The sequence below is a fragment of the Devosia sp. SD17-2 genome, from assembly GCF_029201565.1.
Taxonomy (GTDB): Bacteria; Pseudomonadota; Alphaproteobacteria; order Rhizobiales; family Devosiaceae; genus Devosia.
The window spans coordinates 3,699,325-3,721,926 of the sequence record NZ_CP104002.1 but is presented as its reverse complement, the minus strand read 5'-3'; the positions used below and the strand labels follow the sequence as shown (position 1 = coordinate 3,721,926).

General features: G+C 62.5%; 22 protein-coding genes, 1 pseudogene and 1 riboswitch. Of the genes and pseudogenes, 10 read left to right on the top strand and 13 right to left on the bottom strand.

What is annotated here, in order from left to right; all coding sequences use genetic code 11:
- Window positions 1–189: 189 nt before the first annotated feature.
- Window positions 190–1,107: an aminoglycoside phosphotransferase family protein gene (locus NYQ88_RS18305; RefSeq protein ID WP_275652523.1), complete on the top strand. Its 918-nt coding sequence runs from the start codon at window positions 190–192 to the stop codon at window positions 1,105–1,107.
- A 51-nt stretch (window positions 1,108–1,158) separates the two neighbouring features.
- Here the strand turns inward: NYQ88_RS18305 and NYQ88_RS18300 are convergent, their stop codons facing one another.
- The 5 genes and pseudogenes from NYQ88_RS18300 to NYQ88_RS18280 form a co-directional block, all read right to left on the bottom strand.
- Window positions 1,159–1,587 (bottom strand): RidA family protein, encoded by a 429-nt coding sequence (locus NYQ88_RS18300; RefSeq protein WP_275652522.1) that lies wholly within the window; start codon window positions 1,585–1,587, stop codon window positions 1,159–1,161.
- A 5-nt stretch (window positions 1,588–1,592) separates the two neighbouring features.
- A complete protein-coding gene (locus tag NYQ88_RS18295) occupies window positions 1,593–2,807 on the bottom strand; it encodes a pyridoxal phosphate-dependent aminotransferase (RefSeq protein ID WP_275652521.1) in 1,215 nt (404 codons plus the stop codon).
- A gap of 141 nt (window positions 2,808–2,948) precedes the next feature.
- Complete coding sequence (locus NYQ88_RS18290; RefSeq protein WP_275652520.1) at window positions 2,949–3,158, bottom strand: amidohydrolase family protein; 210 nt, start codon at window positions 3,156–3,158, stop codon at window positions 2,949–2,951.
- Window positions 3,159–3,161: 3 nt separating this feature from the next.
- Entirely contained in the window at window positions 3,162–3,302 is a 141-nt protein-coding gene (locus NYQ88_RS18285) for a hypothetical protein (RefSeq protein ID WP_275652519.1), read from the bottom strand.
- Window positions 3,303–3,449: 147 nt separating this feature from the next.
- Window positions 3,450–4,219: pseudogene (locus tag NYQ88_RS18280) on the bottom strand (IS5 family transposase).
- A 205-nt stretch (window positions 4,220–4,424) separates the two neighbouring features.
- On the opposite strand from NYQ88_RS18280, the gene NYQ88_RS18275 reads away from it, so the two are divergent.
- The 4 genes from NYQ88_RS18275 to serA all read left to right on the top strand — a co-directional run bounded on the left by NYQ88_RS18275 (window position 4,425) and on the right by serA (window position 8,736).
- Window positions 4,425–4,901 (top strand): NUDIX domain-containing protein, encoded by a 477-nt coding sequence (locus tag NYQ88_RS18275; RefSeq protein WP_275652518.1) that lies wholly within the window; start codon window positions 4,425–4,427, stop codon window positions 4,899–4,901.
- A 130-nt stretch (window positions 4,902–5,031) separates the two neighbouring features.
- Entirely contained in the window at window positions 5,032–5,694 is a 663-nt protein-coding gene (locus NYQ88_RS18270; protein WP_275652517.1) for a DUF2161 family putative PD-(D/E)XK-type phosphodiesterase, read from the top strand.
- Window positions 5,695–5,807: 113 nt separating this feature from the next.
- A complete protein-coding gene (locus tag NYQ88_RS18265) occupies window positions 5,808–6,989 on the top strand; it encodes a phosphoserine transaminase (protein WP_275652516.1) in 1,182 nt (393 codons plus the stop codon).
- Window positions 6,990–7,152: 163 nt separating this feature from the next.
- The gene (serA, locus tag NYQ88_RS18260; RefSeq protein ID WP_275652515.1) at window positions 7,153–8,736 is read left to right on the top strand and encodes a phosphoglycerate dehydrogenase; all 1,584 of its coding nucleotides are present in this window, start codon (window positions 7,153–7,155) and stop codon (window positions 8,734–8,736) included.
- 51 nt (window positions 8,737–8,787) lie between these two features.
- On the opposite strand, the gene NYQ88_RS18255 is transcribed toward serA, so the two are convergent.
- Window positions 8,788–9,744 carry a DMT family transporter gene (locus tag NYQ88_RS18255; protein WP_275652514.1) on the bottom strand — a complete coding sequence of 319 codons (957 nt, stop codon included), beginning with the start codon at window positions 9,742–9,744 and terminating at the stop codon, window positions 8,788–8,790.
- Between the two features lie 157 nt (window positions 9,745–9,901).
- Here NYQ88_RS18255 and NYQ88_RS18250 point away from each other — a divergent pair, with 157 nt between their 5' ends.
- On the top strand, window positions 9,902–11,191 hold the full coding sequence (locus tag NYQ88_RS18250) for an adenylosuccinate synthase (RefSeq protein WP_275652513.1): 1,290 nt from the start codon (window positions 9,902–9,904) through the stop codon (window positions 11,189–11,191).
- A 49-nt stretch (window positions 11,192–11,240) separates the two neighbouring features.
- Entirely contained in the window at window positions 11,241–13,334 is a 2,094-nt protein-coding gene (locus NYQ88_RS18245; protein ID WP_275652512.1) for a hypothetical protein, read from the top strand.
- Window positions 13,335–13,371: 37 nt separating this feature from the next.
- On the opposite strand, the gene NYQ88_RS18240 is transcribed toward NYQ88_RS18245, so the two are convergent.
- The 3 genes from NYQ88_RS18240 to thiB all read right to left on the bottom strand — a co-directional run bounded on the left by NYQ88_RS18240 (window position 13,372) and on the right by thiB (window position 16,784).
- Window positions 13,372–14,019 (bottom strand): ATP-binding cassette domain-containing protein, encoded by a 648-nt coding sequence (locus NYQ88_RS18240; protein ID WP_275652511.1) that lies wholly within the window; start codon window positions 14,017–14,019, stop codon window positions 13,372–13,374.
- Window positions 14,006–15,610 (bottom strand): hypothetical protein, encoded by a 1,605-nt coding sequence (locus NYQ88_RS18235; protein WP_275652510.1) that lies wholly within the window; start codon window positions 15,608–15,610, stop codon window positions 14,006–14,008. The genes NYQ88_RS18240 and NYQ88_RS18235 overlap by 14 nt, the downstream gene beginning before the upstream one ends.
- A 166-nt stretch (window positions 15,611–15,776) precedes the next feature.
- Window positions 15,777–16,784 (bottom strand): thiamine ABC transporter substrate binding subunit, encoded by a 1,008-nt coding sequence (gene thiB, locus NYQ88_RS18230; RefSeq protein WP_275652509.1) that lies wholly within the window; start codon window positions 16,782–16,784, stop codon window positions 15,777–15,779.
- A gap of 68 nt (window positions 16,785–16,852) precedes the next feature.
- A riboswitch (TPP riboswitch) is annotated at window positions 16,853–16,951 on the bottom strand.
- Window positions 16,952–16,978: 27 nt separating this feature from the next.
- Between thiB and NYQ88_RS18225 the strand changes: the two genes are divergently transcribed.
- On the top strand, window positions 16,979–17,662 hold the full coding sequence (locus tag NYQ88_RS18225) for a thiamine diphosphokinase (protein WP_275654951.1): 684 nt from the start codon (window positions 16,979–16,981) through the stop codon (window positions 17,660–17,662).
- Window positions 17,663–17,734: 72 nt separating this feature from the next.
- Here the strand turns inward: NYQ88_RS18225 and rpoH are convergent, their stop codons facing one another.
- On the bottom strand, window positions 17,735–18,601 hold the full coding sequence (rpoH, locus tag NYQ88_RS18220) for an RNA polymerase sigma factor RpoH (RefSeq protein ID WP_275652508.1): 867 nt from the start codon (window positions 18,599–18,601) through the stop codon (window positions 17,735–17,737).
- A gap of 251 nt (window positions 18,602–18,852) precedes the next feature.
- Window positions 18,853–19,881, bottom strand: coding sequence for an RluA family pseudouridine synthase (locus NYQ88_RS18215; protein WP_275652507.1), 1,029 nt, complete (start codon window positions 19,879–19,881; stop codon window positions 18,853–18,855).
- Between NYQ88_RS18215 and NYQ88_RS18210 the strand changes: the two genes are divergently transcribed.
- Complete coding sequence (locus NYQ88_RS18210; RefSeq protein WP_275652506.1) at window positions 19,880–20,233, top strand: hypothetical protein; 354 nt, start codon at window positions 19,880–19,882, stop codon at window positions 20,231–20,233. The two genes, NYQ88_RS18215 and NYQ88_RS18210, sit on opposite strands and share 2 nt — an antisense overlap.
- 9 nt (window positions 20,234–20,242) lie before the next feature.
- On the opposite strand, the gene NYQ88_RS18205 is transcribed toward NYQ88_RS18210, so the two are convergent.
- On the bottom strand, window positions 20,243–21,199 hold the full coding sequence (locus NYQ88_RS18205; RefSeq protein ID WP_275652505.1) for a hypothetical protein: 957 nt from the start codon (window positions 21,197–21,199) through the stop codon (window positions 20,243–20,245).
- A 196-nt stretch (window positions 21,200–21,395) separates the two neighbouring features.
- Complete coding sequence (locus tag NYQ88_RS18200; protein ID WP_275652504.1) at window positions 21,396–21,965, bottom strand: DUF1134 domain-containing protein; 570 nt, start codon at window positions 21,963–21,965, stop codon at window positions 21,396–21,398.
- Window positions 21,966–22,063: 98 nt separating this feature from the next.
- Here NYQ88_RS18200 and NYQ88_RS18195 point away from each other — a divergent pair, with 98 nt between their 5' ends.
- Window positions 22,064–22,561 (top strand): YHS domain-containing (seleno)protein, encoded by a 498-nt coding sequence (locus tag NYQ88_RS18195; RefSeq protein WP_275652503.1) that lies wholly within the window; start codon window positions 22,064–22,066, stop codon window positions 22,559–22,561.
- Window positions 22,562–22,602 lie beyond the last annotated feature (41 nt).

Here is a 22,602-nt window from a genome sequence, read left to right as displayed (position 1 = left end):
TTAATTTTTATTTAAAATGAGGCATATCCACCTACAATTTAATTGATGGTTAGGCTTGCCCTTCACCTGCGTACGGCTCCGAGACGGCTTGGAATGCGCCTCATCGCTCATCATCTGGCCATGGTGGTGTTGATAGTCATCCGCGCTCAGAGTGCGGATGCTGATCGAAAATCCCGGGGGAGGGGCCGTATGACCGATGGACGTCAGGAGGTCGATGCGGATCTGGTCGCGGCCATTCTACGCGAGCAACACCCCGACCTCGCCGATCTCCCCATCCGTCCCGGCGCGCTCGGTTGGGACAATCAGATGTGGCGGCTGGGCGAGGATCTCGCCGTCAGGCTGCCCTGGTCCACGCCGGGCGCCGACGCGCTGCTTCTCAAGGAATACGCCTTCCTGCCGGGCCTTGCCGCCCACCTACCGCTGCCGATCCCGGTGCCGATCCGGCTTGGTCAACCCACCGCGCTCTTCCCGCGCAGCTGGATCGTCACCCGCTGGCTGCCGGGAGAGCCCGCAGACAGGGCGCACGTGACGCGACGCGCCGACGCCGCCCAAACCCTGGCAGCCTTTCTCGCGGCGCTGCATCAGCCGGCGCCGGACAATGGGCCCGTCAGTCGGGATGGTCGCGGCGGGCCGCTCGCAGCAATAGATCAGGGCCTCCGCCGCACCTTGGCGGAGGCGAGCGATCGCGGCTTGATTGCCGATCCCGAGCGGCTTCTCGCGGTCTGGGGTGATGCTCTCGCTGCCCCGGCGTGGTTCGGTCCGCCGGTCTGGCTTCACGCCGATCTCCATCCCGCCAATGTTCTCACCAGCGACGGCAATATTTGCGGGATCATCGATTTCGGCGATCTCTGCGTCGGCGATCCGGCCTGCGATCTCGCCGCTGCCTGGCTGCTCCTGCCCGACGGCTGCATGAATGCATTTCACAGCGCCTATACGCCCGCGCCTGATGACGCCACTGTGCGCCGCGCCCGCGGCTGGGCCCTCGGCAAGGCGCTGACCTGCCTCATCATTGGCGATAATGGCGTCCACGGCCGGCCCGGTGGGAAACCGACCTGGGGGCCGCCGGGGAAAGCCGCCCTCGCGCGACTGCTCGCGACGGAGGGCTGAACTCGAAAATCTCGTATCGGCGGGGCCACGCGGTCCCGCCGATAAAAGCAGTCAGGCCGCCGATCCCACGATCATTACGGCGGAGACTTCCACCGAAGCGTCGGACGGCAGCGAGGCAACGCCCACCGCGGCGCGGCTCGGCAGATCGCCCGCAAACTCGGCTTCAAGATAAGCCGACGCAAAATCCGCGACCTTTGGGTGCGTCGTGTAGCTCGCCTCGGCGTTGACATAGACGGTCAGGTTCAAGGTCCCGACAAGGGCCTCGCCCGGCGCAAGGATCGCCCGTGCCGCCGACAACACATTCTGCGTCGACAGCTCCGTCGCGGCGCGCAGCCGCTCCGGATCGGTGTCGGCGCTCACCTTGCCGGCATAGATCAGCTGCCCGTTCTGCCGGGGCGTCATGCCCGAGACAAAGATCAGATCGCCGTGGCGCTTGGCCGGAACATATTTTCCCTGCGGCGGGGGGGCATTGCTGGCCATATCGATCACTCCGCGCTGTAGCGCTTGGCCATCTCGACGATGCGATGCGCTGCCGCGACCGCCGCCTGATGGTCCTGCGAATAATTGAGGCGAATGCTGTGGTCATGCGGGCCGAATTCGGTGCCGGGGGTCACGATCACATTGGCCTGCTGGCGCAGCAGTTTGACGAAATCAGTGAGGCCGATCGCCAGTTTCGGCAGCGTCGGGAACACATAGCTGCCTGCCTGCGGCGTACGCGTCGCCATCCCGACATCGCGGAAAATGGCCAGCAGATCGTCGCGAATGGCCTCGTGTGCGGCAATGCGCTCGTCCATCCAGCCTTCCGGCTCGTTGAACCAGGTCCGCAACACCGCCTGATTATAGCCCGAGGCGCGCAGCGACACGATGGCCTGCAGCTTTTCCATCCGCGCGATGATCTCTGGCGAGCCGAAAGCCACGCCCAGCCGATAGCCGCTCAGCGACTCGGTCTTGGACGGCCCCATGATGGTCAGGATCTTGTTGTCGTTGAGATCGCTGGCGCAGATATGGGTATAGGCCTGGTCCTCGTAGCGGAGGCGCGAATAGAGCTGGTCGGCGATCACCGTCGCGTCGAATTCCTTGGCCAGCGCAACGATCTGGGCAATCTCGTCTGCCGAATAGACAGCGCCGGTCGGATTGTTGGGATTGGAGAAGAGGAACGTCCGCGCGCCCGCCGCAAAGGCGGCCCGCAACTGCTCGAGATCAAGCCCCGCCTTTTCGTCCGACCCGAGATAATCCATGCGGATCGGCATGATCTCGCCGCCAAAGAATTCCACCAGCTTGCGGTTGGCAAAATAGTCCGGCTGCACAATCGCCACCTTGTCGCCGGTCGAAACCGTCGAAGCGACGGCCAGGAACAGTGCACCCTGCGTGCCGGGGGTGATGATGACGCCGAGATCCGGCGAGATATCCGCCCCGGTGAAATCACTCAGATGCGCCGCGAGCTGAGCGCGGATATCGGCCGACCCGCGATATTCGGTATAGGCCTGCTTGCCACCGGCTTCGACAGCGCGGGTAAATTCCTCGAACGAGCCGGGCGGCGGCGTGAAGGCGTCGACATCGCCGTGCGAGAAGTCGACCAGCGCGCCGGGCAGGGCCTCGCCCCGCACCAGGGCATTCAGCGCATCGGCAGCCTGCTGGCGAACCTCCTGGCCCGGTGCGTTGTCAATTCCAAGATTTTTGAATTTGTCTTCGACGCTCAACTTCGTATTCCCTCATAGGCGTAGTCTTGCAGTCAGGTATCGCTTCCATCCACGCACTTGGCAACGCCAGCAGAAGCCCTTTTTCGCTGATTTCTCATCACCTTGCCTGCGGTGTCCATGGGGCGGGACTGCGGGGCGAAATCAATGCGCGAAATAGAGCGCTTTTGCGTTGTCTGCAAAGACCGCAGCCTGATCGCTCCGCGGCACAACCGAGAGGCTCAGTGCAATGAGGTCGTCGTCCTCGGGCACAGCTTCGAACATCTCGGTATGGGGCCAGTCGCTGGCCCACAGCAGACGCTTGGGATGGTGCGCCGAAAGCGTGTTGAAGTCGACCGCCCGATCACCCGCCAACCATCAAGTGACGAGGGCGCACGCTTCGGCCACGAAGGCGCCAACGGGAACCGGCTTGCCGGGATGAAAAACGGGTGTGGTGGCAAGGCCTGCGACCGCAATAGACAGTCGCCCGGCATTTGCCGGTGAAAAGGAGGTGTTCATAGCGTGCTCCGTTTGCTGTGGTTCAGCAGCCGCGGCAAAACGAAGTCCGGCATCGTTGCAATCGTCATGCCCACCCGTCAATGATTTTGGGGGTCACAAAACAAATTCTCGATGCCGTTGCTGTTTAGCGGGTTGAGGCGGAGAGTGCTAGGTTGTGTGGACAAAGTGTCTGACCCACAACCGGATCGACGCGACGAGAACGAAGCCGAGGAAGCTATCGGCGGTTTTGTCGTATCGCGTGGCTAAGCGGCGGCTGTGCTTGAGCTTTGAGAAGCATCGCTCGACGAGGTTTCTCAAGGCATAGATATGGCCGTCGATAACGGACTGAACCTTGCGGTTTCGTTTGGCCGGGATGACAGCGGCCACGCCGCGGGCCTCCAGGTCAGCCAGGATGAAGTCGGCGTCGTATCCCTTGTCGGCGAGCAGCACGCAGGGTCTCGGACCGGGCTGGTCCATGATCGGCACGTAGCCTTTCACGTCGGAGACCTGTCCGCCGCTCAGCGTGACCGCGACAGGGAGGCCGAGAGCGTTGCTGCGGAGGTGGATCTTGGTCGAGAAACCACCACGAGAGCGGCCAAGACTTTGGTCCGCATCCCCTTTTTTAGCGCGCCGGCGGCGTGCTGATGGGCGCGGATGATGGTAGAGTCGATCATCTGAACGCTATCGTTACCCGCTCCCGTCTCGTTCAAGGCCTCCAGCATCACATCCCAGATCCCCGCCTGCGTCCAACGCCGGAACTGGCGATAGACTGAGTTCCATGGGCCAAAATGGCTGTGCAGATCCCGCCAGGCGGTTCCCGTGCGGGCTATCCAGAACACCCCATCCAGCACCAGCCGATGATCACGCGGCCGCCGACCTCGTCTCGGACCCTTCTCCACCACGAACGGTTCGAAGAAGGCCCACTCTGCATCTGACATCAAACCCCGAACCAACGCTGCTCTCCGCAAAGAACAGCGTTGAATCAGCGATTAGCTGATTTGGGAATCCACTTCGTCCACACCGCCTAGGAAGGGGGAGGTGAGGGGGCGGCTGTCGACCCCAAATCGGTCATCCAAGCCTCTCACCATGAATGGCAGCTTCAACCCCATTGCGGACGATCAGTATCCAACTTAATCCATCTGCATGCACACATGGCGCCCCGCATCTACAATCCGTTTCAAAGCTCTGGGCCTGCAGTGGCGAGGCGACCGTCTCCTTGCATCTGAAGTTTATGATGATGCTGGGCGGCTGAAGGGCGTTCGCCCGCTTGGCGGCACCGTCGAGTTTGGTGAAACGGCCGAAGCGGCCCTCATCCGAGAGTTTCAGGAAGAACTTGGGATAGAGGTGAACATCGTAGGTGGCCCTACCTTCACGCAGAACATCTACACCCATGAAGGCGAACTTGGGCACGAGATACTGGCGATATTCGATGTGCAGTTTCCGCCGGACACCTTTGCCGGACAGAGCCGCATCACATTCAACGAGGATAGCGGAGTGGGATGCTTCGCGGAGTGGTTTGCATTGGATAGGCTGGACGGGACAGGGCAGCCCCAGCTTTATCCTGCCGGCCTAAAAGCACACCTACTTAACGCGAAAAAAGCGGCAGCCTTGCCCATATAGCCGCCATTCGCTCCCACGCACCGATATGGCAGCTAACCACCCCCATCTCGCCGTCCCCCAATCGCTCCCTCATCCCCCAAGACTCAGCTACACCGCCCCAAGAACCCAAAAACCCAAAACCCCGAGCGCAATGGCTGAGACGGATCTTTATCTCCCTCTAAAATCCTTCATGGAAAGCGCGGGGTATGCCGTCAAAGGCGAGATCAATGATTGTGACCTTGTCGGCGTGCTGGAGGGCGATCCGCCGGTTGTGATCGTCTGCGAAATGAAGCTGGCGTTCAATCTTGAGCTGGTCATGCAGGGCGTCAAGCGCGCTGCCTTTTGCGATGAGGTCTGGCTCGCCGCCCGCGCCGCGAAGACGGGCAGGGGGCGCGAGCACGATGCGCGCTTCCGCAATCTCTGCCGGCGTCTCGGTTTTGGGTTGCTCACCGTCTCCGCCACCGGCCATGTGGAAGTGATCCTCGCGCCCTTTGCGCCCACCCCGCGCAAAGACAGCAAGCGCCGCTCGCGCCTGCTCGACGAGCACAAGCGTCGGCGCGGCGATCCGCAGATCGGCGGCGGGCGCGGCAAGCCGATCATGACCGCCTACCGGCAGGACGCCATTCTTTGCGCCACGGCCCTGCTGGCCGGGCCGCAAAGTCCCAAGCAATTGAAATCCATCGTCGAACGCGCCCCGACCATTCTGCGCAGCAATGTCTACGGCTGGTTTATTCGCGAAAGCCGCGGCATCTATGCCCTCACCGAACTCGGTCGCGCCGCGGTCAGCCCGGCTGTCGCCGCTCCTTCGGATTGAATCCCTGCCGGCCGAAAAAGACTCATTGACGAGCGTCCCTCAGTGGGAGTATCTGCGGCCTCAGGACACCTCTCCCTAACGAGAGGCGCATAGACCTGGGAGGGTCGCTGAATATGGCTGATACGCCTTTTGCCGCGCCGACGGTTAAACCGGCAAACCCCAATTTTTCGTCGGGCCCATGTGCCAAGCGTCCAGGCTGGACGGTTGAAGCGCTCGCCAATGCGCTCACCGGTCGCTCGCACCGCGCCAAGCCCGCCAAGGCTCGCATCCAGCAGGCAATCGACCTGACCCGCGAACTCCTCGAAGTTCCCGCCGATTACCGCATCGGCATTGTCCCCGCTTCCGATACCGGCGCCGTCGAAATGTTCCTCTGGAGCGCTCTGGGCGCTCGGGGCGTCGACATGCTCGCCTGGGAATCCTTTGGTGCCGGCTGGGTCACCGACGTTCAGAAGCAACTCAAGCTCGACGACGTCCGCGTCATCGAAGCCGCCTACGGGGATCTGCCCGATCTCACCCAGGTCGATTTCAACCGCGACGTGGTCTTTACCTGGAACGGCACCACCTCGGGCGTCCGCGTCCCGAATGCTGACTGGATCCCGGCCGACCGCGCTGGCCTCACCATCTGCGACGCCACCTCGGCAGCCTTCGCCCAGAAGCTCGATTTCGCAAAACTCGACGTTGTCACCTTCTCCTGGCAGAAGGCCCTCGGCGGTGAAGCTGCTCACGGCATTCTCATTCTCTCGCCGCGCGCTGTCGAACGCCTTGAGACCTTCAAGCCCGACCGTCCGCTGCCCAAGATTTTCCGCATGACCAAGGGCGGCAAGCTGATCGAAGGCATCTTCAAGGCCGAAACGATCAACACCGTCTCGATGATCTGCATTGAAGACGCTATCGACGCCATGAACTGGGGCAAGGACGTCGGCGGTCTCGCGGTCCTGCAGGCTCGCGCCGACGCCAACTTCAAGGTGCTGGCTGACTGGGTCGCCAAGACCGACTGGGTCGATTTCCTCGCCAAGAATCCGGCCACCCGCTCGAACACTTCGGTCTGCCTCTCCATCGTCGACCCCGCCATCACCGCGCTCGACGCCGATGGCCAGGCCGCCTTTGCCAAGGCCATCGTGGCCCGTCTCGACAAGCTCGGCGTCGGCTATGATTTCGGCTCCTACAAGGATGCCCCCGCGGGCCTCCGCATCTGGGCCGGCTCGACCATCGAAGCGTCCGACCTTGCCGCGCTGACCCCATGGCTCGACTGGGCCTTCGCCGAAGAAAAGGCCGCCCTCAAGGTTGCTGCCTGAGTTCTGAACACCCCCACCCAACCTCCCCCTCCTTCAGGGGGAGGCCAGGTGGGGGTCTTCTTGGCCTCCGAATTCTCACTTCGGCGCTGTCAGCGCTAACAGTCTGCTAACCAATTCCCCTCTGCGGTCACGCCTGGCGTGACACCCAAAAAGGCTTTCACCCATGCCAAAAGTTCTCGTTTCGGACAAACTGAGCCCAACCGCCGTCCAGATCTTCAAGGACAACGGTGTCGAGGTCGACTATCTCCCCGATCTGGGCAAGGACAAAGAGAAGCTTCTCGAAGTTATTGGTCAGTATGATGGCCTCGCTATTCGCTCGGCGACAAAAGTAACCGAGAAGATCATTGCTGCTGCGACCAATCTGAAGGTCGTTGGGCGCGCCGGTATTGGTGTCGACAACGTCGATATTCCGGCTGCGACCAAGAAGGGCATCATTGTGATGAACACGCCCTTCGGTAACTCGATCACGACTGCCGAGCACGCCATTGCCATGATGATGGCCCTGGCCCGCCAGCTTCCCGAAGCAGATGCTTCCACCCGCGCCAGCAAGTGGGAGAAGAACCGCTTCATGGGCGTCGAAGTCACCAATAAAACTCTCGGCCTGATCGGTGCTGGCAATATTGGCTCGATCGTTGCTGATCGTGCTATTGGTCTTCGTATGAAGGTTATTGCATTCGACCCGTTCCTGACCCCGGAACGCGCGCAGGCGCTCGGTGTTGAAAAGGTTGAGCTTGACGATCTTCTTGCGCGCGCAGATTTTATTACTCTGCACACTCCGCTGATCGACGCCACGCGCAACATCCTCAACGCCGAAAACCTCGCCAAGACCAAAAAAGGCGTCCGGATCATCAACTGCGCCCGCGGTGGTCTGATCGACGAAGACGCGCTTTATCAAGCACTTAAGTCCGGTCACGTGGCCGGCGCCGCCCTCGACGTCTTCCTCGTCGAGCCGGCCGAGAACAACCCGCTGTTCGAACTCCCCAACGTCATCTGCACCCCCCACCTCGGCGCTTCGACCACCGAAGCCCAGGAGAACGTGGCGCTCCAGGTGGCCGAGCAGATCTCGGCTTACCTGATGACCGGCGAGATCACTAACGCGTTGAATTTCCCGTCGATTTCGGCTGAAGAAGCGCCGCTGATCACCCCGTGGGTGAAGCTTGCCGAGGCCATTGGCTCCTTTGCCGGCCAGCTGACCGAGACCTCGATCTCGGGCATCAAGATCGAATTCGAAGGCACCCCGGCCGGTCTCAACATCCGCCCCATGGTCGCCGCCGCCATCAATGGCGTCCTCAAGCCATCGCTTGGCGACATCAACATGGTCTCGGCCCCGCAGATCGCCAAGGATCGCGGCATTGTGGTGGAAACCACCACCCGCGATCAGCAGGGCGCCTATGAAGGCTACATACGTCTGACCGTGACCACCGAGCGCCAGGTGCGCGCCCTTGCCGGTACGCTCTTTGTCAATGGCAAGCCGCGCATCATTCAGGTCAAGGACATCAACATGGAAGCGGAGCTCACCCCGTCCATGCTCTATGTCACCAATGAGGACAAGCCGGGCCATATCGGCCGTCTCGGCACGCTGCTCGGCACGCTTGGCATCAATATCGCCAACTTCAACCTTGGCCGTGCCGAAGTCGGTGGCGACGCCATCGCGCTCGTGTCCATCGATGGCACCTTGACCGAGCAGCAGCTCGGCGAGATTGCTGCGCTGGATGGCGTTAAGCAGGCTAAAGCCCTCAAGTTCTGAGGCTTTTTGCTTCCACATACTGAAAGGCCGGCGCCGCGACGCCGGCCTTTTTTATGCCGGTGAACTGACTTTCCGCCGCGCCGAATATTCGGCTAGGACGATGCCTGCGATGATGATCGCGGCGGCGAGGAAGTGGTAGCCCTCAAGGCTTTCGCCGAGGATGATCACCGACCCCAGAGTGCCGAAGACCGGGATGAGATTGTGGCTCGGCGCGGCGCGATTGGCCCCCACCAGCTCCACGCCGCGGGCATAGGCGACCTGGCTGAACATGGAGGGGAAGATCGCGACATAAGCGATGACCGCCCACACGGTGAGCGAGGCGCTGCCCAGGCCTGCCACCTCGGCAAAACCGTCCCGGAAGGCAAACAGCATGACGACGGCCGTAGCCGCGGCGCCGGAAAACGACACGGCCATGAAGCTCATGACATTCATTTTCGGGCGGAAGCGCAGGGCCAGCGTGTAGCCGGTGTAGGCAAAGCAGGCGAGGATGACGAAAATGTCGCCGATGTTGAAGTCGAGCGTTAGGATTCGCGAGGCGTCGCCATGGGTGGCGGTCAGCAATACCCCGGAAATGGCCAGCAGCACGCCCACGATCTGCAGCCAGCGCGCCCGCACCCGGAACACGATGAAATTACAGCCCAGAATCATCAGGGGCAAAGAGGCCTGCACGATCGCCGAATTGACCCCGCTTGTGCTTTGCAGCCCCACATAGAGGAGCCCATTGAACAGCGCATAACCGATAGCGCCATAGGCCATGAGGATCGGCCAGTGTGCCCGGACGACGGCCCAGTCGCGCTGCAAGTGCTTCCACGCGAAGGGGAAAATGAACAGCGTCGCCAGAACGCATCGGCTCGCCAGCAACATGAATGGGTCGATTTCCCCGACGACCAGCTTGGCCGCGACCACATTTCCACCCCAGAATAGCGGGGCCAGGACCAGCAATAAGTAGGGCTGGTCGAGTAAAGGCGCGGATATGCCGCGATTTTCGTCTCGATGCGGCTTTGTCATCGTGGCGCCAGTGATGTAAGGACAATCGGACTTAGCAGTTATTCGGCCACAATCAAACCCGACAAAGTGGCCGGGGGGACAGACGTCCAAATTTTGAGGAAGGGTTGGCACGAGGCCAAACCCGACTTTTTCGCGTTCTCTTGGGAAAGACTAGATTATGGCGAATGTGGTTGTCGTCGGCTCGCAATGGGGTGACGAGGGCAAGGGCAAGATCGTTGATTGGCTCAGCGAACGTGCCGATGTTGTTGTGCGTTTCCACGGGGGCCACAATGCCGGCCATACCTTGGTTATCGATGGGGTAAGCTACAAGCTGGCCCTGCTGCCGTCTGGTCTTGTCCAGGGCAAGCTCTCGGTCATCGGCAATGGCGTGGTCGTCGATCCGCACCATTTCGTAGCCGAAATGGCGAAGCTGCGTGGCCAGGGCGTGACGATCACCCCTGAGATCCTGCGCATTGCTGACAATGCCCCGCTGATTCTCTCGCTCCACCGCGAACTCGATGCGATCCGCGAAGACGGCAATTCCGGTCTCAAGATCGGCACAACCCGTCGCGGCATCGGCCCAGCCTATGAAGACAAGGTTGGCCGTCGCGCTATCCGCCTTATCGATCTGAGCGAGCCCGAAACGCTCATGCCCAAGATCGAACGCCTCCTGACCCACCACAACGCGCTGCGTCGTGGCATGGGCCTCAACGAGATTTCCGCCGATGTGATCTACGAGGAACTGACCTCGATCGCCGGCGAGATCCTGCCGTTCATGGACCAGGTCTGGCGCGTGCTGGAAGAGAAGCGTCGCGATGGCGCCCGCATCCTCTTCGAAGGCGCCCAGGGCGCTCTGCTCGACAACGACCACGGCACCTATCCGTTTGTGACCTCGTCCAACACGGTCGCCGGTCAGGCTGCTGCCGGCTCGGGCCTTGGCCCCACGGCCATAGGCTATGTGCTGGGCATCACCAAGGCCTATACGACGCGCGTCGGCGAAGGCCCGTTCCCCTGCGAACTCGATGACGAGATCGGCCGTCATCTGGCCACCGTCGGTCGCGAGGTCGGCGTCAACACCGGTCGCGCGCGTCGCTGCGGCTGGTTCGATGCCGTGCTGGTGCGCCAGACCGTCAAGACCTCCGGCATCACCGGTATCGCCCTGACAAAGCTCGACGTTCTTGATGGCCTGAAAGAGATCAAGGTCTGCGTTGGTTACGAGCTGGACGGATCACGTATCGATTATCTGCCCGCCTCAATGGGGGCACAAGCCCGCGTTAAGCCGATCTACGAAACCTTGGAGGGTTGGTCCGAGACCACAGCCGGCGCACGCAGCTGGGCCGAATTGCCGGCACAGGCGGTCAAATACGTCCGCTACATTGAAGAGCTGATCGGCGCACCTGTCGCACTGCTCTCCACCAGCCCGGAACGCGCCGACACGATCCTTGTGGTTGACCCATTCCAAGATTGATAAACTTTGATACAAGACCCTTGCTGCAATTGTGAGTACCAACTAGCCAATGGCGGATTATAAGGAGCTGTTGCGCCGCGCTATTTCGGCGCTGCCGGAAAACAATGGGGCCGCGCGGCGCGCGGTCTACGAGAAGGCGCGTTCGGCTCTGGTCGGGCAGCTGCGGGCTATCCAGCCCCCTCTGCCGGCCCGCGAAATCACGCAACATCGACTGCAGCTCGAAGACTGTATCCGTCAGGTTGAGCAAGAGGCCAGCGAGGCCGTCATTTCTCTTGGTCGCGAAGCTATGCTCGCGGCCAAGCCTACTGCTCCTGCACCCCAGGTCGCGCAAGCTCCGGCCGCGCCCGATCCCGTCGTGCCCGAGCCTCCACCGGTCGTCGCCTCCGCGCCAAAGCCGGTCGTGACGCCTCCGGTCGAAAAGCCGCGTCAGGCGCCCGAGCCGATTGCAAAGGTGGCCAAGCCCGAACCGCCGGCCCCGAAGGTTGAGGCCGCACCGTCACCAGAGACCAAGCCGCAATCGCCCGAAAGCGATATACTCTCGATCGAAGCCATTATCGGCGAGGCGGCCAGCGTCACCGGCGCAAAGGTCGAGACGATCAACGCATCCGGCGCGGTAAATGCCGCTCCCGAGCCCGAACTCAAGGCCACGCCGGATTTAGCGCCAGAGCCCACGGCCCTCGACGGTAAGAAATCCGAAGACAAAAAATCCGACGAGCCGGTCGCGCCTCCGGTCGTCTTCCCCGCGTCCACGCGACAGCCCATTCCGCTCAAGACCGCAGGGCCTTCGTCCCCGCGCGATGGAAGCTTGAAGGGCCTTGGCAATTCGGCGGCCATGTCGCCGGCGATCGCGCGGGTAGAACCCGTCATCTCCGGCAATGCCGCGCTGGCGCGCCAGACCAATTTCGAACCCGTTCTCGCCGAGGACGCGCCGGTTGAAGCCGCGCTGTCCAGCGTGCGTGAAGTCGAGGTCGAGGCTGACGAAGCCCGCGAGGCCGAAGGCGCCATCGAACGCGCCATTGAGACGCTGGACCGCGAAGCCCGCGGCGAGGCCACTTCGGGCACCGACACCCAGGAGCAAAAGCGCGACGCCCTCGGCGATGCGCTGGCCGTAGACGACAGCGGCTTTGCAGTGGCCGAAGCGGAAACCGAGCGCCGCTCCTCGGCCGGCCTCACCATTTTCCTCGTTGTCTTCGCACTCCTTTTGGCCGGTGTCGGCGGGGCGGGCTTCTGGGCCTGGCGCGAAGGCTATGTCGATCTCGATCAGATGTTCGGAACGGCCCAGGCCCCTGTGACCCAGAACGTCGACGTCCCGATTGTTGCGCCGACACCATCGCTTGATGGCCCACAGCCTGCCGTTGAGACGGGCGTAAACAGCGAAACCGGAACCGGTCCGGGCAATACCGCGACAAATACGCCGGGAGAGCCGACGACTGCGCTCGAAGGCCTCGAGGCAGATGACCGCCTTGAGCCCACGCCCGAACCTGTCACCCCGACAGGCGCCGAAACCGCTCTTCCTTCGCTTAACGGCGCGGAAAAGACCGAGGAACGGCTCTCGGGCGACGACACCACCATCGCGGCCAATGATCCCGCGGCTTCCGTCGATCCGGCCGTGCTGGCCGGCAGCCAGTCACTGCTGCTCGAAGCTTCGGCCGACGGCCGCACCGGTGCTGTGCCCTTCTCGGGTACGGTGGATTGGGAAGAGGGTGTCGATGAGGTGGGCCTGCCCACGCTTGTCGCCCAGGCCAGCATTCCGGCGCGCAATCTAAGCGTCGGCGTGACCATTCGCAAGAATGCCGATCCGAGCCTGCCCGCTTCCCATTTGATGGAAGTGGCCTTCAACATCCCCGATACCTTCATCGGTGGCTCGATTTCGAGCCTTCCGGGTGTGTTGCTCAAGGATGAAGAGCTGGTTCCCGGCACGCCGCTGGTCGGTGCCTCGGCCCGCATCGTCGGCAATTCCTTCCTCTTCGCGCTGAGCGCGTCGCCGGAAGATGCCGCGACCAATGTCGGCCTCCTCGAGAGCCGTCGCTGGGTCGATCTCGCCGTTATCTATGGCACGGGTCGCAACGCCATCCTGACGCTTGAGAAGGATGAGGAGGCCCAGGCCCTCTTCGAAAAGGTTTTTGCCCGCTGGGCAGAATAAGTTAGGGCCGCTCCTTGGAAACAAGGGGCGGCTTTTTTCATTGGGCTGCGCCGCCCTGCAGGCGCCCATCGATCAGGCGATAGCGCCGGCTGGCGAGGGCATCGACATCGTCGGCATGGTGGCTGACGAGGATCGTGTGCCAGTTCTGCTCCCGCGTCAGCGTCCCGACGAGATCCCTTATCGTCACTCGCGTCTCGTCATCGAGCGCCGAAAACGGCTCGTCGAGGAGGAGGATGGGCCGGTCCCGCAACAGCGTGCGGGCAAGGGCAACGCGCTGCTTCTGCCCGCCCGACAGGGTCGAGGCCGACTTGTCGGCGAAATCGGCTAGACCCACGCCGGCGAGTGCCTTCTCCGCCTCCGCCCGCCCGGTCGACTTCGCGGTGCCCCGCGGTAGCCCGAGCTCGACATTTTCCCGCGCGCTCAAATGCTCGAAGAGATTGTCCGACTGCAGGAGGAGCGAGACGGGTCTTTGCTCCGGAGCCAGCGGCAGGAGATCGATGCCATCAAGGCTGAGGGTACCGCTGCGTGGCGCGAGAAACCCGGCGATGAGATCAAGCAGCGTCGACTTGCCCGACCCGCTGGCCCCGGAAATCGCCGTGACTTCGCCCGGCTGGGCTTCGAAGCTGAACTGATAGGGCAGGGACTGCCCGGGATGGGCAAAGCTCAAGTCATCAGCGCGCAGCATGGGCTATTCTTTCAAAAATTCGTGGCAAGCCGACAAAGGCGATGATTGTGCCGACGAGCAGCAAGGCGGCAATGGCGGCGGCGTCATTGCTGCGATAGGCCCCGAGCGCGCGGAACATCATCAGTGGCAGGGTTTGAAAATCCTGCGTGCCGAAGAGGGCGATGACCCCGAGATCTCCCAGGGAGAAGCAGAAGGCCAAGGCCAGCATCAGGCCGATATCCTTGCCGAGCAGGGGAAACTCCACGCGCCGGAATTGTTGCCAGCCCGAGAGGCCGAGCGAGCGAATGAGCTTTCCGCGGGTGCGGGCCACGGCATCGAGGGGCGGTCCCAGTGTGGCCACCGCAAAGGGCAGGGCGAGCAGGGCGTTGGCGATGACGACGACAATGGGGGCTGCCTGTCCTGGGGCAAAACCCATCTGCCGCACCAGCAGGAAAAACCCCAGGGAGAGCACCACAGCGGGAACGGCGAGGTAGGCAAAGGTCGGTGCGCCCAAAATCGTCCGCGCGCCGCGACCGGGAATGGCCGCGCGCCCCAGCGACAGGGTCAGTGCCAGGATGAGCGTCAGGACAGCCGAACTGACCCCGATAATGAGGCTGGTGAGCGCTGCGTTCCAGAATGTGGCCTGGCCGAGGACGCGGAGGAGACCTGACCCGAACCCATCGATGAGCACGGACACCAGCGGCAGCGCAAAGCCGATGCAGGCGATGACAAGCACCAGCCATTGCAGGCTGCGCGCTATTGCCCCGTCCTGCCAGCGCGGCTGGGCCGAACGCCCCAGCGCCGTGGGCACGGGCGGGACCGCAGAGGCGAGCAGAATGACCAGCGAACAGACGGCAATCTGTGTCACCGCCAGCCGCACCGCACCGACAAGGTCAAAATCCTGCCGCACCGCCGAATAGATCGCCACTTCCAGCGTCTGGTTGGCGGGCCCGCCTCCCAGCAGCAGCACGATGGGGAAACTGGTGAAGGCAAGGAGGAAGATGATGGCGCCCAGTCCCGGCAGGCTTCCCCGCATCGCCGGCCAGTCGATGAGGCCGAACCGCTTCCACGCCGACAGCCCCAGCGATTGGCCAACCTTGAGCCTGGGTTCAGGGATGGCGTCAAGCCGGGCAAGCAGGATGCGGGCGGCAAAGGCGCCGTCGAGAATAACGTGCGCCAGCAGGATGCCGGAAAGTCCGAAGGCCGGATTGCCCAGCGAAAAGCCGAACAGCGCCCGGCTGGCTTCGTTGATCCAGCCATTGCGGCCCCAGATCGACAGAAGGCCAAAGGCGACCACCATGCCCGGGGTGACGATCGCGGCGGCAAACAGCCCCACGATGAGGTCGCGCCCGGGAAAGCGGAGCCGGTTGAGTGCCCAGGCCAGCGCCATGCCCACGCCCAGAGACAGGACAGTGGTCAATCCGGCCTGGATCGTGGTCATGCGCACGAGATGGGCAATGTCGACGCGCGAATTGCCAGCACCATCACCGGCTGCTGCAAGGATTGCCCACAGGACAGCCACGATGAGCGCGGTGATGGCCAACGCAAGCACCCACGCTGCAGCGATGCGCAGCGGACGAGGCGGCAGAAGGGTCAACATTTTTGATGCCATCGCGGGTTCCCCTCATCAGGAGCGCTGTTTGCGTATACCCCCACCCGACCTCCCCCTAAGAAAGGGGGAGGAGTACGCTGGTGGCTCGCAGACCATGTGACAAACTCGAAAGTCCCTCCCCCTTCTCAGGGGGAGGCTAGGAGGGGGTGAGCCTCGACAATCGCCGCTACTGCACCGCCGCCAGCATCTCGTCGATCCAGGCGGAGCTGTTGGCGATTATGTCTTCGTCGCTCAGCGTCAGCGTCTTTTCCGGCTGGGGCAGGGTAGCAAAGGCCGGATCGAGATCATCGCCGAGGTCCACCACTGGGAACATCCAGTTGGTTGTCGGGATGATCTTCTGGCCCTCGGCCGATGCAAACCAGGCGAGGAATTGCTTGGCAAGTTCCTGCTGGTCCGAGGATTTCAGAATGCCTGCCACTTCGATCTGCGGGTAGTGGCCCTCGTCGAATAAAGCAGCGTGGATGCTGTCATCGTTCTCGTCGATCCGGTGATAAGCCGGCGACGTGGTGTAGGAGAGCGCCATGTCCGCCTCGCCATCGAGGAATAGCGAATAAGAGTCGCTCCAGTCCCGCGTCACCGTCAGGATGTGCGGCTTGAGACCGGCCCAGATTTCCGCCGCACGGTCGCCATAGGCGGCCTTTATCCAGAGCACGAGCCCAAGGCCGGGCGTCGCCGAGCGCGGGTCCTGCACCACGATCTTGAAGTCCTCGGGCAGGGCGATCAGCTCCTCGAAGGAACGGGGCGGATTGGCCACGACATCCGCGTCATAGACGAAGGCAAAGTGCGAATAGTCGAACGGCACGAACTGTGCGTCGGTCCACTCGCCCGGAAGGTCGAGGCCCGAGAGATCAATTCCGTGATCGGCGAAAAGCCCCGTCGCCCGCGCTTCACCGGCAATGGCCGTATCGAGCCCGACGATCAGATCGGCTTCTGTCGTGTCGCCTTCGAGCTGAACGCGGCGCAGTGTGCCGATCGAGCTGTCGGCCGCGATCCAGTTGACCTTGCAGCCGCCGCAGATGGCCTCAAAACCCTCCGAGAGCTTGGCCCCCGGGCCCCACTCGGAGGCGAAGCCGTCATAGGTATAGATGGTGAGCGTGGGCACATCCTGGGCGAGGATGGGTGCCGCGGACAGTCCGAAAAGGACCGCAAGCGCCATGGAGGTGGATTTGATCATGCGATCATCCCTTCAACGTTTGCGGTCATGTGAGAAGGGTGTGTCAATGGTGAGGACGCGAAACGGCGCCCTTGCCATCTCGAACTTCCTCCGCCAGCATGACCTGGTTCAGGTTCAATGGGTAACTCTCAGCTCCGGCAGCAACCGGAACACCCCAGCGAGACGATGCAGACCTTATTGAGAGATCATTGACTGTGCAAGACCCCAGCTCAGGCGCGGCGCCACACCCGCTGCTCGCCTTCGAACGCCCCATTGCCATCGTTGGAGGCGGTGCCGTCGACCCCGCGCTTCTCCACGACCTCACCGCCCGCGGCGTCGCCCTGATCGGCGCCGATGGCGGAGCCGATGTCATCGGCGATGCCGGCCTCGTGCCGGAAGCCATCATCGGCGATCTGGATTCGGTGCGCGATCGTGCGGGGTGGGAGGCGCGTACCCGCGTGCTCCACATCCCGGAACAGATCACTACCGATTTCCAGAAAACGCTCTATTCCACCAGCGCACCGGTCACCCTGGCACTCGGCATGACCGGCAAGCGCCTCGACCATACACTCGCCGCGCTGAGCGCCGTGTTGCAATTTGCGCCGACGCGACGCCTGCTTGTCGTCGACGAAGTGGATGTGGCGCTGGCGGCGACCGGCCCGGTCAGCTTCGATGCCGGCGTGCGCGAGCGGGTCTCCATTCACCCGCTGCTTCCGATAAGCTTTGTGCGCTCCACCGGGCTCTACTACCCGATGGATAAACTCCAGCTCGTGCCCGGCGGCCTCCTCGGAACCTCGAATGAAGGCACGGGCGGGCTGGTGGAAATCGTCCCGGAAGATGATACGCCCTGGCTTCTGATCCTCGGCAAGGAGCGCCTCTGGGACCTTATGGCGCTATAATTTTGGCCTGCCGCACAAAAAAAAGCCCCCGCGCCGGTTCGACGCGAGGGCTTGTAGATTGGTTTCGGCCGGTCAGCTGTGTGCAGCCTCGCGCACCGCTTCCTGCACCTTTTCAAAGGCGCGGACTTCGATCTGCCGGATACGCTCGCGGCTGACCTCATATTGCTGCGCCAGCTCCTCGAGCGTCGACGGGTTCTCCTGCAGGCGCCGCGCCTGGAAAATAGCGCGCTCCCGATCATTGAGCACATCCATGGCCTGGGTAAGAAGGCCCATGCGCTCGTCGAACTCCTGGGTTTCGCCCAGAGTTGTTTCGGCATCCGGCGTGTCATCGACCAGCCAGTCCTGCCATTCCGACGAGCCCTCGTCTGCTCGCATGGGCGAGTTGAGGGACGCATCGCCGGAGAGGCGAGCGTTCATCGACACAACGTCCTGCTCGGTCACCTTGAGCGTCGTCGCGATCTGCTTGATCTGGTCCGGATGCAGGCTCCCCTCTTCGAGAGCCGCGATCTGTCCCTTCACCTTGCGCAGGTTGAAGAACAAACGCTTTTGCGCCGCTGTGGTGCCGATTTTGACGAGGCTCCACGAGCGCAGAACATATTCCTGGATGGCGGCGCGGATCCACCACATCGCATAGGTCGCGAGACGGAAGCCCTTTTCGGGCTCGAAGCGCTTGACCGCATGCATCAGGCCCACATTGCCTTCCGAGATCACCTCGGAGATCGGCAGGCCATAGCCGCGATAGCCCATGGCGATCTTGGCGACCAGACGCAGATGGCTGGTAATGAGTTTCTGGGCGGCGCCGGGATCTTCGTGTTCCTTGTAGCGCTTTGCCAGCATGTACTCCTCGTCCGCTTCCAACATTGGAAACTTCCGGATTTCCTGCAGATAACGCGACAGTCCGCCTTCGGCGGAAAGAACAGGCAGATTTGTTTGGGCCATGGACGCACCCCCTTTCAGCATCCCCCGCATTGCGCGGGCGGAACTCCGAGACTTGTCCAGACTGGCACAAGCCGCGAATGTACCGCCATATATAGGGGGCACTTTGGCGAATTTAAGAGGCTGAAGCTCTATCCAACGTTACAAATTGGACAGAGTTCCCGCAGCCGTTGTTTTCCGGCGCTTCGGTTACACAATCATTACGCGGCCGGGCGCCATTTGGTTCGTTCACCCTTGGGTGAATCGCTCTCAGCCTATCGTGCGATAGCCCGATTATACTGGCCAAGCGCTTCTTCGAGCGCCGCGAGGTCGTCGGGAAGCTCGGCCTCGAACATCATCTCTTCGCCCGTGCTCGGGTGCTCGAAGCCCAGCTCGGCCGCATGCAGCGCCTGCCGGCCAAGGCCTCGGACGATCTCTGCGAGCTCTTCTGGAAGCTTGTTGATCTTGGTGGCATAGCCCGAGGCATAGACAGGGTCTGCAACCAGCGGATGGCCGATATAGGCCATGTGGACACGGATCTGGTGCGTGCGCCCGGTCTCGAGCTGGCATTGGATCCGGGTGATGTCCCAGCCCTCGTCGCCATAGCGCGCTTCGACGGCATAATGAGTAATCGCCTCGCGACCCTCCTTGCGGACAGCCTGCTTGAGCCGATTGGCGGGATCGCGCCCCAGCGGCACGTCGACAGTTCCAACGCCGCCATTGGTCATGCCCCAGGCGAAAGCGGTATAGGCGCGGTGCAGCGGGCCGGTGCGGCCATGGTCGGCAAACTGTGCGGAGAGATGGCGGTGCGCCTGCTCAGTCTTGGCTGCCACCATCACGCCCGACGTATCCTTGTCGAGCCGGTGCACGATGCCGGGCCGCCTGACCCCGCCAATGCCCTTGAGGCTATCGCCGCAATGAAAGATCAGCGCATTGACCAGTGTGCCGTCCCGCGAGCCCGGCGCAGGGTGCACCACCATGCCCACCGGCTTGTTGATGACGATGAGATCGTCGTCCTCATAGAGGATGTCGAGCGGGATATCCTGGCCCTGCGGCTCTGGATCTTCAGGGGGTGGGGCAAGAAGGACGATTGTCTCGCCGGTCTTCAGGCGATATTTGGGTTCGCTGACGGTCTTGCCGTCGATGGAGACGGCGCCGGACAGGATAAGATCCTTGATCCGGCTTCGGCTGAGCACGTCATGCTCCTTGGCCAGGACGGCATCGAGCCGACCACCGGCGTTGATTTCATCGACGACTACCTCGACCGGCTCGCCCTCGAATTCGAAATCGGTGTCTTCTGCCATGAGTGATCCTGAAAAGTCCGGCAACAACGTCAACCCGGCAGATGCAAAGATCTCGCCCGAGGCGGCTGCTGCTTTTGGAAAGGCGCGCCGATCCTTCGCTTTTTCGATCGGCATCATGTTGGTCGGCTTTATGGCCGTTGGCTTCGCGCTTGTCTATCGGCTCAACCGCGATAGCCCGCCCCCGCCACAAACTGCCGCGGTTCTGGTGCCAGCCGAGGCGGAAGTGGTCTCCGCGCTGTCCACCGATGGCACCATTCAGGTGACTTACAGCCTCAATGGCAGTGTGAGCCTTGCAGTGTTTGATGCCGGCACGGGCGAACTCATCCGCACCATCGAGATCGGGCGCCGCTAAGCCCGACCGCTAGCGGCCCTGGATTTCCCGAACTGCAGCCAGTCGGTCGGCCAATGTGCCGCCGCGCGGCTGGGCCGGTTGATGCTCGATCACATCTTCGCTTTCCCCGTCGTCGGCAAAGCGCTGCACGCGCGCGAAAAGGCTCTCCTCTTCCGGCGCGGCGGTCGCCGCCTGCGGTTCGGGTGCATAGACCAGCCGGCTGACGCTGGTGGCAATGGCGTTGAGCTGGGCGCGCAGCGCGCCGCGATCGAGCGTGTTGCTGTCCCAGCCCGATAGGATGGCGCTCTGCACATCCATCACGCTGACGCGCAGCTTTTCCACCTCGTCCTCAAGGCCCAGCCGGTCGGCCAGCAATCTGTCGTCACGCGTCCCATCGGGGCCTTTTTCCGGTCCGTCAGTCTCGGCGAGCAGGGCATTGAGCTGGTTTTCCGCGCTCGCCATCCGCGCTTCGGCGTCCTCGAGATCTTCGGGCACAGCCGCAGCCATGGGCTGGCTGTTCACGCCTGAGCGCAGCTCGTCCATCTCGGTGCGACGCGTCTCGGCTTCCCGCTCGCGCATGCGCAGGCGCTGGGCGAGGTCGGTCGTTTCTTTTTCGAGCTCGATAATGCGGGCCCGCATTTCGATTTCGCGCTTTTCGAACTCCCGGACAATGCCTAGGTGCTTCTCGCGTTCGATCTGCAGTGCCCCGAGGTCGGTGCTCTTCTGGCTGGCGGCGCTCACCTGCTCGGCCAGCCGCTGGCGCAGCGCCTCGACATTCATTTCCAGCCGCCGCGTGGTGAGAGCGAATTCGGCCCGCAGCTGATCCTTGTCAGCGCGGAATTCAGCCAGGGTAATGGGTGTTGCCGCTTCGATCCGGCGCTTGGTCAGGCGGACGGCCCGCTTCCACACGGCCGGCATGATGATGAGCGCGACAAGGCCGGCAGCCAGCACGCCCAGGGCGAAATACATCAAGTTTTCGATCAGCATCACGCAATACTCCAACCGTAACCGCAGGCGGCGCCGAAGAGGCTCCATCCTGTATTTGGCGACGCTGGGCCCGTCTGGCGGGTCCCGCCAGTCCCGGACCCTAACCCACTTTGTGCCGCCCCGTCACGACAAAGCCGGAGCGAACGCCCCGGCTGTGCAAGACTTTACCGCCAAGACCCTACCGCAATGGGCGCGATCAGAACGGGTTCCAGGTGGGCTGGTTGGTGAAGTTGAGATAGCCCACATTGATGCCGAGCCGCGCGCCAACGCCGGAGCGGATGGGCACGACCACCACATTGCCGCGCTTGACCACCGTCATGCCAAGCCCGCCGAAGACATAGGCCGAACCATCAACGCCGGGATAACGGCCCAGGATGTCCTGGATGGTGTTGAGGTTATAGACCAGCATCATCACTTTCGAGCCGTCCCCGCCGACGTCAAAGCCGATGCTTGGACCCTGCCAGAACAGCGAGTACTGCCCGGCATTGCGGGTGTGGAGCGTGCCTTCACCGTATTTGGCGCCGACAAAAAGTGCGCCACCGGCTTCTTCGCCGAGCACATAGCCATTGGGCAGGCCGAACTGGCTGACAGCCCGCTCCACCACCGAGGCAAGGCCCTGCGCGGCAGAGCCAAAAAATTCGCGGCCGCTTTCGACCAGTTCTTCACCGGAATAGGTGTCGCTCAGCGATCCCTGGGCCATCACCGGGGCAGCCGGCAAGGCAAAGGCGATAATCAGGGTAGCGATCCGGGCCAGACGCTTCAGCATTGAATTCTCCCAACGGCGACGATCGTGGCGGTTACGAAGACCTTAAGGTCTTTGCGGCAAATTCACCTCATGCTGACCTGCCGATCCTGAGCGCGATAATGACGCATATCTCTAAACAAATCTTAACCATGCTGGCCCTGTTGCTGCCGCTATTGGGCCTCTTTGCCGCCATGGTTCAGACCGCGCAGGCCCAGTCGGTGGTGAGCTATATCGTCACTGATCCGCTGACGGGCGTGGCAATCGGCGGCATGGATCCGGTGTCCTATTTTACTGATCCGGCCCCTCTGCCGGGTCGGCCGGAATTTGAGACCGAATGGATGGGTGCCCCCTGGCACTTCGCCAACGCGGCCAATCTTGAAAACTTCAAGCGTGCCCCGGAAATCTATGTGCCTCAATATGGTGGCCATGGCGCGATGAGCATGGCGCGCGGCTTCGTGTCCGATTCAGACCCGGCGATCTACACCGTCTTCAAGCAGCGGCTGTTCCTGTTTTACTCGGCTTCTAACCGTGAAGCCTTCCTCCTGTCGCCCGATGCAGCAGCCCGCCAGGGGCTGGCCAATTGGCCGGCATTGTCCAAAACACTTTCCACCCGGTAGTGCGGCGACGCCTCGCCCATTATTGTCCCACTGACTGATTC